Annotated in this window: 9 protein-coding genes and 1 pseudogene; 4 read left to right on the top strand and 6 right to left on the bottom strand. The window is 65.1% G+C overall.

Translation table 11 applies throughout. From position 1 onward, the window contains the following. Positions 1 to 788, top strand: a 788-nt coding sequence (locus tag GVY64_RS36035) for a dienelactone hydrolase family protein (protein ID WP_201298323.1), incomplete at its 5' end; no start/stop codon positions are given. A gap of 433 nt (positions 789 to 1221) precedes the next feature. After that, positions 1222 to 1860 carry a TetR/AcrR family transcriptional regulator gene (locus tag GVY64_RS36030; RefSeq protein WP_159851050.1) on the top strand — a complete coding sequence of 213 codons (639 nt, stop codon included), beginning with the start codon at positions 1222 to 1224 and terminating at the stop codon, positions 1858 to 1860. Between the two features lie 230 nt (positions 1861 to 2090). Here the strand turns inward: GVY64_RS36030 and mhpA are convergent, their stop codons facing one another. From mhpA to GVY64_RS36010, 4 genes are read right to left on the bottom strand one after another with little or no spacing between them, the layout of a single operon-like run. Next, positions 2091 to 3605, bottom strand: coding sequence for a bifunctional 3-(3-hydroxy-phenyl)propionate/3-hydroxycinnamic acid hydroxylase MhpA (gene mhpA / locus GVY64_RS36025; protein ID WP_159851048.1), 1515 nt, complete (start codon positions 3603 to 3605; stop codon positions 2091 to 2093). After that, the gene (locus GVY64_RS38470) at positions 3602 to 3811 is read right to left on the bottom strand and encodes a hypothetical protein (RefSeq protein WP_236567526.1); all 210 of its coding nucleotides are present in this window, start codon (positions 3809 to 3811) and stop codon (positions 3602 to 3604) included. Before GVY64_RS38470 ends, mhpA begins: the two co-directional genes overlap by 4 nt. Further along, positions 3808 to 4746, bottom strand: a complete 939-nt coding sequence (locus GVY64_RS36015; RefSeq protein WP_159851047.1) for a fumarylacetoacetate hydrolase family protein — start codon at positions 4744 to 4746, stop codon at positions 3808 to 3810. The genes GVY64_RS38470 and GVY64_RS36015 overlap by 4 nt, the downstream gene beginning before the upstream one ends. Next, positions 4743 to 5876, bottom strand: coding sequence for a VOC family protein (locus GVY64_RS36010; protein ID WP_159851045.1), 1134 nt, complete (start codon positions 5874 to 5876; stop codon positions 4743 to 4745). Before GVY64_RS36010 ends, GVY64_RS36015 begins: the two co-directional genes overlap by 4 nt. Before the next feature lie 158 nt (positions 5877 to 6034). Here GVY64_RS36010 and GVY64_RS38465 point away from each other — a divergent pair. Beyond that, a pseudogene (locus tag GVY64_RS38465) lies at positions 6035 to 6300 on the top strand (TetR/AcrR family transcriptional regulator); the annotation flags it as partial. A gap of 111 nt (positions 6301 to 6411) precedes the next feature. On the opposite strand, the gene GVY64_RS36000 reads toward GVY64_RS38465, so the two are convergent. Next, complete coding sequence (locus tag GVY64_RS36000; protein ID WP_159851041.1) at positions 6412 to 7314, bottom strand: helix-turn-helix transcriptional regulator; 903 nt, start codon at positions 7312 to 7314, stop codon at positions 6412 to 6414. A 466-nt stretch (positions 7315 to 7780) separates the two neighbouring features. Here GVY64_RS36000 and GVY64_RS35995 point away from each other — a divergent pair, with 466 nt between their 5' ends. Continuing rightward, on the top strand, positions 7781 to 9136 hold the full coding sequence (locus tag GVY64_RS35995; protein ID WP_159851039.1) for a hypothetical protein: 1356 nt from the start codon (positions 7781 to 7783) through the stop codon (positions 9134 to 9136). A gap of 13 nt (positions 9137 to 9149) precedes the next feature. On the opposite strand, the gene GVY64_RS35990 is transcribed toward GVY64_RS35995, so the two are convergent. Beyond that, the coding region (locus GVY64_RS35990) for an integrase core domain-containing protein (RefSeq protein WP_159851037.1) at positions 9150 to 9258 on the bottom strand (109 nt) is incomplete at its 5' end.

Below are 9258 nucleotides of genomic sequence, written 5' to 3'. Positions count from 1 at the left end.
AGTTCCCACTGCTTGTCGGTCAGAACCTGGTATCGATCACCGATCGCGGTCGCCACGCACGACATGATGCACGATCGACCCCGACCGCGGGGCCGATCAATTCACCTCATTGGGAGACAGAACCTAGTGCGCACGACCCACTCACCGTGGTCCTGTTTCATTCGATGTTCGGCCTGCGACCGGTGGAGTTGAGCGCTGCCGAGCGCCTGCGCGGCCGCGGTCACCGGGTCCTCACACCTGACCTGTTCGCCGGCTCGGTCGTGGCCGGTCACGGTTCGGCGCCGGCACTCGAGGACGGGTTCGCCCTCATGGAGCGCATCGGCTGGGACACGATCATGGCCCGGGCCCGCGCCGCCGTACGCGATCTACCCGCCGACACCGTTCTCGGTGGATTCTCGATGGGAGTCGGCGTGATCGGCAGCCTGTGGCCCGACCGGCTCGCAGCCGCCGGCGTGTTCCTCCTCCACGCGACCACCATTGTCCCCGAGGGCATCCCCCTCGGCACACCGGTACAGGCCCACGTCGCCGCCGGCGACCGATTCGCACCACCCGACCAACTGGCCGCCTACCAGGCGAGCTCGGCTCATGCCCGCGCCGAGGCCACTCTGCACTCCTACCCCGGTACCGGCCATTTCTACACCGACTCCAGCCTGCCCGACCACGACCCGGACGCCACCCACCGCACCTGGCAACACATCGACGGCCTTCTTCACTGGACACGATCCCGTCGCCACCTCCCGCATCGAACAGGGGCTGACGATGTGGCTGTCGAAGCGCTCGACCGCTGACCCCACAAGACACGCTCGGCTGCGCTTCGTCCGGCTGCGGGCGGAAACAGAAGTGATCATTACATCAGACGTGATTAGATTACAGTAATCTATTGATGCCGCAAGAATCACACCCGATCGATACATCACTGCGGAGCACCACCCCAGAGGCGGGCATCAGAGGCGGCCCACACCGCAGGTGCCCGCATGACCCTCAGCGAACGGCGCTTTTCAAACGACTCACGGTGCATGGCCAGGCAGCCCGCGCCACCCATCGCAACGGTTCGCACGTTGCGCCATCTCGGCCTCCTGTTATCACACAATTACAATACTGATCAACTCATCACATATGAGAGTTCAGTCATAATAATGACGGCACCCGAGACGGCATATGCACAGACTGACGTTTTGCTCAGATACGATTTCGGTGACGATTCCGATGTAGGAGGCCCTGATGACCACCGAACCCGTGGTGCGCAACCGTGTCGATCGGCGCCGCGAGCGCACCCGGAACGCACTACTCGGCGCTGCCCGGAAGTTCTTGTCCGAGGGCCGAACGGCGGTGAGCATTCAGGAGCTAACCGACGCCGCCGACGTCGGATTCGGCTCCTTCTACAACCACTTCGAATCGAAGGAACAGCTCTTCGACGCGGCGGTACGCTCGGCGCTGCAGGTCTACAGCGAGATGCGCGACGGTATCGTCGCCCTCTACGACGACCCGGCCGAAGTGTTCGCGGTGAGTTTTCGCATGACCGGACGCTTGCAGCGGCAGGTTCCGGAAATGATCCGGGTGATCTTGAACTCGGGGATGTCGGTATTGCTGCGCGACGAAGGTCTGGCTCCACGCGCCCGCCACGACATCATCACCGCGCAAGAGGCTGGCCGCTTCGAGCCGATGGACCCTGATATGGCGGTCATGGCGGCAGGCGGGGCCCTACTAGGGCTCCTGCAACTGCTCGACGCGCACCCGGAATCAGACGTCGAGGCGAGAACCGATGAAATGGCCTTCCATGTCCTACGTATGTTCGGAATGAACAAACGATCGGCACACAAACTCAGTACCACCGCCCTGCCGCCACAGCCCCAGCTCTGAACTCGCACTGCATCTTTCAGCGATCGGCATGGAACGGCTCTACGACCAGCACCAGGAAGGTGCCCGCGGATAGCGGAACTCGTGATCCACGTCGCCGATGTTGTTGACGATGCGCAACCACGCCGAGTCGCACGGCACGGCCGCTTATCGACCGGTCGACGTGTAGGCGTGTGCTGCGGTGAGCACCCGAGACTGGTCGGCGACCACTGGTGCGGCATGGACGACGCCGCTCATCGTCGCACGCCCGCCCTGAAGCTCGGAAGTGAGGCACACAGCGCAGACAGATTCCCCTGGCAGCTCTGCACGATTCCGTCGGGCCGGACCACAATCGTCGACGCGCGGCCGCGGCGCATCCAGCGGTACAACTCCGAATCCCGAGGGGCAGATACTACGACGCCGCCCCGTTGCCGGACCACGTCGCGATCTCGCGTCGACGGATTCGCGCGGGTGATGACGGTGTATCGACCACCGACGACGTCGTCGACGCGCTGGTCATGCGCCATTCGATCGTTCGGAACCAAACGACCGGTCAGCCGGTCGTTTATCCGTCTCGCCGCCACCAGCGAGGAGCCCCGCAGCGGTGGAGATTCGCCGCTCGTGACCATCCGCGTCAACCCCGGGATGTGATGCAGATGCGGCGCGACCATGCCACGCAATCGGTTACCCAGTTCGCCCCCCTCGGTCATTGTCAGCCCGGTCAGTTTGGCCAGCCGAATCATTTTGTGCGCGTGCGGCCTTCTCTCCTGCTCATAGGTGTCGAGCACAGACTCGGGCAGCTCGGCGCGCAACACGCCGGCCAGTTTCCAGCTGAGGTTCGCAGCATCGCGCAAGCCCGCGCCCATGCCCTGCCCGATGAACGGCGGGGTCAGGTGCGCCGCATCGCCGAGCAGGAATACGCGCCCCTTACGCCACCGGTCGGCGAGTTGCGCGCGGAAGGTGTACTCGGCGACTCGCACCAATTGCGCACGCCTGTCGCCGAGCCAAGGGGCCAGTAACCGCCGCAGCGCAGCCAAATCCCGATAGTCGTCGGCGTCTTCACCAGGTAATAGGCGAAATTCCCATCGATACCTGGTTTTTCCGATGCGCATGTAGGTCGCGGCGCGATCGGGATCGCAGACCTGGTGCACACCGTCCCAGTGGGGCAGCTCGGCCGTTGTCGCGATGTCGACCACCAGCCAGCGCTGCTGGAATCGCAGGTCCCGCATACGTCCGCCGATCCGACCACGCACCAGGCTGTTCGCCCCGTCGCAACCGAAGACATAGTCCGCCCGTACGGACTGGATCCCCCCGCCTGATCGATCGTTGAATTCCACACGGACGCAGTCTCCCTCGTCGATTACATCGGTGACTTCCGCGTTGCCGCGCACCGTCGCCTCCGGATACCGGGCCAGGTTGCGACGAAGAATCGCTTCCAGTTCCGGCTGATCGAACAGGTTCGCCTCCGGATAGCCGTTGCGACCGGCCGTCGGGTCCCGATCGAATTGCGCCAGTACGCGGTGATTCGGATCCACCAAACGCAAACCCAACGCCGGCCGGGAAACGGCGTCGAACTCTTCACCGACGCCCAGTCGACCCAAAATCCTCCGAATCTCGCCGTCGAGATGAACAGCGCGGGGCTGTGGGTAAACGCCCTCCCACCGCTCCAGCACCAACGATTCGATGCCGTACTGGGCCAGAAGCGTGGCCGCGGTCAGCCCGGTCGGGCCTGCGCCGACGATCACGACTCGGACCGCCAGCGAGTTCACGAGGGCACACCTTTCACCGCCGCCACATACGCGAAGGCAGCCAGGCCGCTACCCAGTGTGGGCGCGAACTCACCGACCCCATCACCGTTGCGGAGATGGCTGGAAACTGCGCCGGCCATCAACAACGCCAGACCACTACCCGCTGCCGCACCGCGCAGCCACAACAGGTCCTCGGACGCGGCGACGGGCGATGCGGTTGCGGTCATCGGCTGTACCTCACGACCGTGCGCTGGCGGCCGAGGTCGATTGCGCCGTCGTCGGTCGCGATCGTGGCCTCCACCATGTCACCGTCCTTCAGGTACTTCGGGTTCTTGGCCTGGCCGGAGAAGAACAGCTTCCACTTCACCTTCGGCGGCAGCAGCGAGCCGATGATTTCCACGGGCTTGGGCGGGGCACTGATCGCGGTACCGACCGGCGTCCCGGTCAGCAGCAAGTCGCCGGCATCCATGCGCTGGAAGCGGGTCAGTTCCCGCAGCGCCTCGACCGGCCGGTAGATCATGTCGGCAACCGTCATGTCCTGACGCGGTTCGCCGTTGACCCACAGCCGCAGTCGCAGGTCGGTGAACCGCTTCAGCTCGTCGGCTTCCAGCAGCACCAGCGCCGGCCCGACCGGAGTGAAGGTAGGATACGACTTCGCCTCGTAGAACTGGGTCTTCGGCAGCTGCACATCGCGAGCGGAGATGTCGTTGGTGACAACCAGGGCCGCGACATAGTCGGCGAGATTCTCGGCGGTGATATCGGAGCCCACCGGCATCTCCCGGCCGAAGACGAGCCCGATCTCCACCTCGTAATCCAGCAGGGACACGTGCGCGGGCCGGATCACATCGTCGTAGGGGCCGCTGATCGATCCCGAGGCCTTGCGAAAGAACGTCAGCGGCACGGTCTCGGGATCGCCACCCGAATCCTTCACGTGCGAGGCGAAGTTCGTCATCTGCGCCACCACGCGGCACGGCGTCGATACCGGTGAGATCAGGGAAAGACTCCCCATCGCAACGACATCGGCGGACTCGGACGCGGCGATGACAGCGTCGCGGTCGGCCAGGAGCTCCCGAGTGGTGGTCGCGGCGGTGTCGACCCGGGCGGCACCAGCGGGCGTTTGCACCCACCAGCCGTCGGCGGTGCGGAGTACGGAGATGGTCATGAGTTGGCTACTTTCAACAGGCCGCGCAGGCGGCGGAGATCGAATTCGTTGTCCTCGCGTAGCGCGTCGACGACCGCGCGTAGTTCACGTAATGACTCGACTCCGGGCTTGATGCCGAGGAAGTCGGTGGTGACCGGGGGTCCCCACTGAGCCAGACCCGAGGCGGTCATCGGAGCCCAGCCGGGCTCCACCGTGGAATCGAACATGTCGCCGTCGCTGAAGTGCTCGACCATGAACCCGTCCGGATCACGCCAGTAGTCGAAGATCTGGCTGCCCTGGATATGCCGGCCGATTCCCCAAGATCGGCGATAACCGTGTTCGCGCAGATACTCACCGCCCGCGGCCAGGGCATCGAGGTCGGCCACCTGATATGCCGAATGCACGTACCGGTTGGACGGGCCCAAGGTCAGGGCGAGCGTGTGATGGTCGGCGGGCGTTCCCGCTCGATCGCAGCGGATGAAACTCATGACCGGGCCCCGCTCCCGCTGACCGGGATAGTAGAGGAAGTCACTGACGATCAATCCGAGATTGTCCAGGTACCAGTCGAGAGTCTGCCGGTATTTCGTGGTCTGCACGACGACGTGCCCTACCCGTTGTACCCGCGCCGGGGCTCGCGCCGGCCGCTGCGTGGCGTTGACTCGCACCACCTCGTGCCCCATGTTCAGCGTGTGGGGTTGCTGCGGGGTGAGAGCCGCGAGCTCATGGGTGTCGGCAACCACCCGCACCCGCAGCCCGCTCGGATCGGCAAGATCGACGGTCGACCCCCCGAGCGACTCGTCCAGTCGTACCACTCGGCCGCCGGACACCTCGGACAGGCGCAGGAGGTCTGCGGAATCGGCGGCGCGAAATGCCGGGCCGACGAATCGCGATCGAGCGCCGCGCCGGATCAGCACACACGGCGCGCCTGGGTCCGTTCCCCGCAGCTGCAACCGATCGGTCGTCCGCAGCGCCGTGGCGAAGCCGAAGGCCTGAGCGAAGACCTCGGCTTTGCGGAGATCGGGCTTCTCGAATTCCAGCCACGCGAGGTCGAGCACCTTGACGACCGGATTGCGCGCCCGGCCGGGATGCTCTCCCGGCAGCGCGCCGTGCTCACTGTGCAGGCCGCTGTGCACGTCGTGATGGCCGCTCATCTACCACTCCCTCCGGTTGCTGACGATATCGTCACTTACGAAGGTATCCGCAGTCAAGGGTATCTGACAATTTCGTCAGGATTGACAAGAGAAGTTACGATGGCGAGCGCGTACGTCAGATGAGGTGATGCAGCGATGCCGCACAGACCGGTCCCGAGCCGAACCGGCTCGAGCGCCGCAAGGAACACACCCGCGCCGCACTCGTGTCGGCAGCGCAAGCGCTGATAGCGGACGGAAAGCTGAAGTGCCGATCGTCGAGATCACCCAGGGCAGCCGACGTCGGATGGGATCGTTCTACAACCATTTCCAAAGCCGCGAGGAGCTGTTCCGAGCGGCGGCGGAGGAGGCTCTCGATCGACACGGCTCCGTACTCGACCTGCTCTGCGAAGACCTGGACGATCCGGCGCAGGTGTTCGCTCAGTCCGAACACCGTGGGACCGTTCAGTCCTGCCGACTTCAGTCCACCGGCGAGCCTGAAACAATCCGGTGCGCCCAAGCGCGGCAATCGCTCACCGCACCAGATCACTCATGGCCCTCACCCCGCTGCCGCGTGATACATCTCCCGATGCTCCGCCCACGGACGCGCCCGCTCCTCCGCACTCATCGCCAACAACGCCCGCAACTTGCCCCACGCCACCTCATCGACCGGCGTATACACCTGCATCCACGCATTCGGCACCGACGGCAACGACATACTCGTCAAAAACATCTCCAACTCCCCCACCGCCAAATTCCGCACCGACTTCGTCCGGCTCAGCGGCACCGCCACATCATTCAATGCCCACAACGACGCGAAGTTCTCGCTTTCGGTACACAACTCCGCGATGAAGTCCTCCCACTGCGGGTCCCCCAGGTTCTTCGCGTACGCACCCCGCAGATACCCCACCATCCGCCGCAAATCATCCCAATTATGCCGATACGCGTTGCAGCACTCCGGAGTCAAGAACACCCGCCGCGCCACATTCCGCTCTCCCGCCAAAAACCCCGGGCACAACGCCTCATACGAAGAGTTGTGCGCCAACACGTCATACCTCGCACTCAACACCACACCCGGCAACGGCTCCAAATGATCCAAAATCACCTGCAACTCCTCCGGCAACGCCGACCCCGCATCCACCGAAGGCACCGTCGGCACATCCGCCAACCGATACAAATGCGCCTTCTCCGCCGCATCCAACGACAACGTCCGCGCCACCGAATTCAGAACCTGCACACTGACGTTGATTTCGCGACCCTGTTCAAGCCAAGTGTACCAAGTTATTCCAATTCCGGATAATTGGGCGACTTCTTCGCGGCGCAATCCGGGAGTTCGCCGACGTGTTCCTGCCGGAATTCCGACATCCTCTGGCGATATACGTGCTCGCCGGGATTTGAGGAAGGCACCCAATTCCGCGCGTCGGGCCTTCCGCACTGCCCGGACGTCGACTACATCGGTCATCCTCTGATCCTTCCGCACCATGCCACAGGTATCCAGTTACTGTCAGTACTAGTTTCGGCCGCCATCGGCCAACGGCCGCCAGCAATAGAGTCCACGCCAGCGGGTACACCGAACCCCGGGTTGTTTTCCCGCGGCGGACAGAATCGTCACCCGCACCAGCGACCGGATGATGTCGCGCTTCACTTCCAGCGGGGTCAGCTCCGGATCGTGCCACTTGACCCGCGCATCCGGGCCTGCCGCGACAGCCACGTGCGGCATGGGTAGAGCCGCTTGGACTCTCCGCTCCGCCGCCTCGATCAGCGGTGCCTTCTTCGTTACCCCACTTGCGCCGCGACACAACCGGCCCGTCGCACTTCCAACACCGCAATAGCCCCGACAGCAACCACATCGGTGTACTCCCGTGAGAGGCCCCCCGGCGAGGATCATCCGTGATGTTCGGTTCGGCCTCGCTGGGTACGCCAGTGGAGTGGTGCGGCGGAGTGAGGTGCTCGAAGGCGTCACGGCGTTCCTGGCTACCGCGGTGGCCGGGTTGCTTCTGGTCGTCCCGCTCAGCTTCGGTCGCACCTGCCATTGCACGCCCTATCAGGTCAACCGGCTGGTGCTCAGCGTGCCGCGCGAGGCGGCGATCGGTGTGCTGGTCGCGGCGGTCACCGCGGTGGTCGCGGTCAGCCTTGCTCGGGCGCGCACCGCGTGGTGGATCGCGCTCACGGCGACCTTGGTGCTGCTGGTCACGCACACCGTCGAAGCGAACAGCGCCTCCCCCGACATCCTCACGACCACCGCTTACCTCGATGCGATAGGCAGCGGGATCCTGTTCGGCGCGACGGGCGTGGCCGTACTCGGCCGCCGCGGACCGGGAACGGGGTTCGTGCTGGGTGGTGTCGGGGGTTTCGTGGTCATCACGCTCTCGCAGGCGTCGGGACTGCTCGGCAACCCGCATCGGGCGACGTCCGAACCGCACGTGTGGTCGGTGTTCGGATCGCCGCCGCTGTGGTTGCTCGCCGCGGTGGGCGTACTGATCCTGGCCTGCCAGGTGCTCACCCGGCAGCGCTTCACCCCGGAGCCGATCTATCCGGAGTTGCCGCTGAGCCCCGTCATCGCCGCGATCGTGCTCGTGATGAGCGAGTTGGCCGTGGCGGAGTGGCGCTTCCGCCACGGCGACGGCAGCATCGAACTCGTCGTGACGGCGCTGTGCACGCTGCTGGCCACGACCGCCGCCGCATGGCTGCTCCCACGCCGGGACGGAATCATGATCTATCTGGCGGTCGGGCTCAGCGCCACCGGCAGCGCGGTGGGCAGCGGACCGCGACCCGCGTGGAGTGTGCCCCTGCTGCTGGGGTTGATCCTGTTGGGATACCTCGGCGGAAATCGGATGTCTGATCCGCTGATCGGTGCCGGGTTGCTCACAGCGGTGGCGCTGTTCGCGGCCCTGGTTCCGCCGGGTGGGGTGCGCAACCTCGGCACTGCCGCGCTCGCCGTGGTAGCGGGTTACTGCGCGTCCTACATCCAGCCCAGAACGGCGGGCAGCATTCTGGCCATCGCCATCCTGTGGCGGCCCTCGACCGTGGCGCCGATTCGAACCGAATCGTTCGACTGGACGATGGTCTCGCCGCATCGGCTCCTCGACCGGGGCCCGGTCACGGTCCTCTCGGGTTCGGAATGGGCGGCATTCGCCATCGTGGCCGGCTGCGGTATCGGGATGGTGCTGCGCGCCCTGCCGAAGAGCAGAGCACCCGCGCCGCGCCGCGCACCGATGGCGGCGATACGGGAAGTGATCGCCCGCGCGTCGGGGACTCGACACGAGCACATGGAGCCGAGCTAGGTGTACCCGGCCATCAGGTTGGTTGCAGTCGGCTGATGGGCGGATGACCGTCGAGTGCACTGTGGCGTCGTCGAGTGTTGTAGTACTCGATCCACGGTGCAAGGGCTGCGGCGCGTTCGGTG

It is taken from the genome of Nocardia sp. CY41 (assembly GCF_009829325.1).
GTDB lineage: Bacteria > Actinomycetota > Actinomycetes > Mycobacteriales > Mycobacteriaceae > Nocardia.
This window is presented reverse-complemented; position numbering and strand designations above follow the sequence as displayed.

Bases quoted from the DNA above. Each gene is read 5' to 3' on its own strand.
- GVY64_RS36030 (WP_159851050.1), top strand. From the start codon at position 1,222: ATGACCACCGAACCCGTGGTGCGCAACCGTGTCGATCGGCGCCGCGAG.
- GVY64_RS38470 (WP_236567526.1), bottom strand. From the start codon at position 3,811: ATGACCGCAACCGCATCGCCCGTCGCCGCGTCCGAGGACCTGTTGTGG.
- GVY64_RS36015 (WP_159851047.1), bottom strand. From the start codon at position 4,746: ATGACCATCTCCGTACTCCGCACCGCCGACGGCTGGTGGGTGCAAACG.
- GVY64_RS36010 (WP_159851045.1), bottom strand. From the start codon at position 5,876: ATGAGCGGCCATCACGACGTGCACAGCGGCCTGCACAGTGAGCACGGC.
- GVY64_RS36000 (WP_159851041.1), bottom strand. From the start codon at position 7,314: ATGACCGATGTAGTCGACGTCCGGGCAGTGCGGAAGGCCCGACGCGCG.